Annotated in this window: 3 protein-coding genes; all 3 read right to left on the reverse strand. The window is 39.2% G+C overall.

Annotation, left to right across the window (positions count from 1 at the left end):
• Positions 1–65: 65 nt before the first annotated feature.
• Entirely contained in the window at positions 66–239 is a 174-nt protein-coding gene (locus NG798_RS27460) for a hypothetical protein (protein WP_261226897.1), read from the reverse strand.
• Positions 240–330: 91 nt separating this feature from the next.
• Positions 331–600 carry a hypothetical protein gene (locus NG798_RS27465; RefSeq protein WP_261226898.1) on the reverse strand — a complete coding sequence of 90 codons (270 nt, stop codon included), beginning with the start codon at positions 598–600 and terminating at the stop codon, positions 331–333.
• A 25-nt stretch (positions 601–625) separates the two neighbouring features.
• Positions 626–2,218, reverse strand: a 1,593-nt coding sequence (locus NG798_RS27470) for a hypothetical protein (RefSeq protein WP_261226899.1), incomplete at its 5' end; no start/stop codon positions are given.

Raw genomic sequence — 2,218 nt, forward strand, 5'->3', positions numbered from 1 at the left:
GTTGTTAGCGTATAGTTGGCATCATTTCCCGGCGCCAACGAATAAATACTCGTCATTATTTCCCCTTATTTCCTTTTTAAAACCAGATCAGTCACTACACTTAAAAGCACGGCCCCAATTGAAATAAAGCCCCACATTAAAATTTCAAGTTTTACGTTAATAGCTGAAAATTTGGCGCTAACATCGCTTCTAAAATCATTGATTCGGCGCTCATTTTGATAAGCTTTTTCCTCAATCATTGCATCGGGTTTCTCCAATTTATCTAGGCGTTCATTTACCTATTCATCTGGTGTGAGGCTCATTTGCTTATTTTCACGTCAACTGAAAACTTTAGGGAGGAGGATTAATTAGCTCGATAATTTCGGTTAGTTTTTCCATTTCTGGGGATGTTTGGTCTCCATCAAAAGCCCAAATTTCTACAGATAAATCCCGAATCCATTTAGGAAAAGTGATTGCTAATTGGTAGCGCGGCGGTAGGTATCGCGGGAACTGAATTAACTTAGACGTACCTCTCAAAGAAATTGTGTGTCGGGCTATTTCAGAAAAATCCGAAAACTGAGAAGGGTTATTTTCTATCTGTACAGAAACCCAGCAACCCACATACCAGGTAGGCTTAGAATTTACGCTACCTTCTGTTGTATTTATTCCATTGTTTCTTCAATTCTGAATTAGTCTCTTTACCAATAAACCCGTCAACAAGGCCATTAAAAGCACCATTAACAGCCGGCCCTATATCGATAGGTTCATCATTTACATCTCGTAATCCCAAAGCGTTCCCCCCCGCCGTAAGCAAGCTATTAGCCATGCTTATTAATGATGAGCCTAATTGATTTAATAACATGGCCGCGTTATGAATTGTGCTAACTAGAATTAGTAAATTTAACACTCTATCAAACTGTATCCATTTTAAAAACTTCCCTACTTGTTCCGAAAGTTTTGTAAGTGATTCCTTTACAGCTTTCACAGCTTCATCTAGCAGGTTTAAAGCTGGCCTTAGCCATGCCTCTAAAGCTGCAAAACCGTTTTTTACTCCTATTAAAATGTCGTCGGCAACTTGAGACAATTTAGCTGAAAGATTTGCAATATTGGTGTTAATTGCGCTTGCAGCCGTGTTTACAGTGCTAACGGTATTACTATTAATTGCATTTTCAGCCGTGTTTACAGTGCTAACTGTATTGGTATTAATTGCGTTGGCAGCCGTATTTACAGCGCTTACAGTGTTTGTATTGATGGCATTGGTAGCCGTATTTACTACACTAGAAGTATTGCTGTTAATGCTACTAATGGCATTGTTTACGACGGTAGTAGTGTTTGCGTTTATATTTTGAATGCTGGAATTATTGAGAGATATATTATTAACAGTATTTTGTGTCGTAATCTGGTTTTTTTGCTGTGGCAACTGTTGCATAATTGGCGACAAATTACAGGGCATTTCTTCATCCTCTCTTTGTGGGGTGTTCCAAGTATCTGTTTTTTCCCATCTTTGTTTGAAAGGGTCATCTCCATTTATTTTGTAAGGGGGATAGGAATAATCTGGAATAGTTAAAGAGCTATCGGGATACACAGCCCCCGTAGGTTTAAAAATACTAGGAATTGGCCTAAAGTCTACACTTACCAATCTAAAGCCATCCCACCAGAAAAACTGTCTAGCAGAATATGGATCATTGTTTGAACTCGCATACAAAGAAGTCTTTAACGCTGGAGATTGTCCTTTATAATCTAATCTTTTTATGCGTAAAGAAGCCCACACGAAAAAACCTACCGACGTTCCTATGTCGTATTCGCTATACCATTGATTTTCCCATTTCCAATAATTTGAGATTGTTTTATTCAGATGTTGACCAGGATTATTTGGAAACCACCATGATCCAGTTCTCATAATTTCTACTGGCTCTGAGGCTATTTGATATTCCGTCGTCTCTTCAATATGTAAAACGTATGGGCTATATCCTACATAAAATCTGTAAACACAACCGGCACCTACCCCATTATTTAGAGAGCCGTTAGGATATGTCAATTCAACAAATCCGTTTGTGGAAATCCCGCTTATTTCAAGCGTTGAAATTATCGAACCTGACCCCGGTGGGTAAGGTTGACCGGGTGCCGGTGCCGGTGGTAGGGGATTCTCTCTTTGTCCACCATCTTTTTCAATAGGACGATCTACCTCTCTCTCTAAACTTCCCGGCCCGTCTAGTTGAGAATCTCTAATAATTGTTGG

Origin of the sequence: Ancylothrix sp. D3o (assembly GCF_025370775.1) — a bacterium.
Taxonomy (GTDB): domain Bacteria; phylum Cyanobacteriota; class Cyanobacteriia; order Cyanobacteriales; family Oscillatoriaceae; genus Ancylothrix.

What these genes read in the sequence shown, in the direction of transcription:
- NG798_RS27460 (WP_261226897.1), bottom strand. Translation starts at nt 239, where the DNA reads ATGATTGAGGAAAAAGCTTATCAAAATGAGCGCCGAATCAATGATTTT.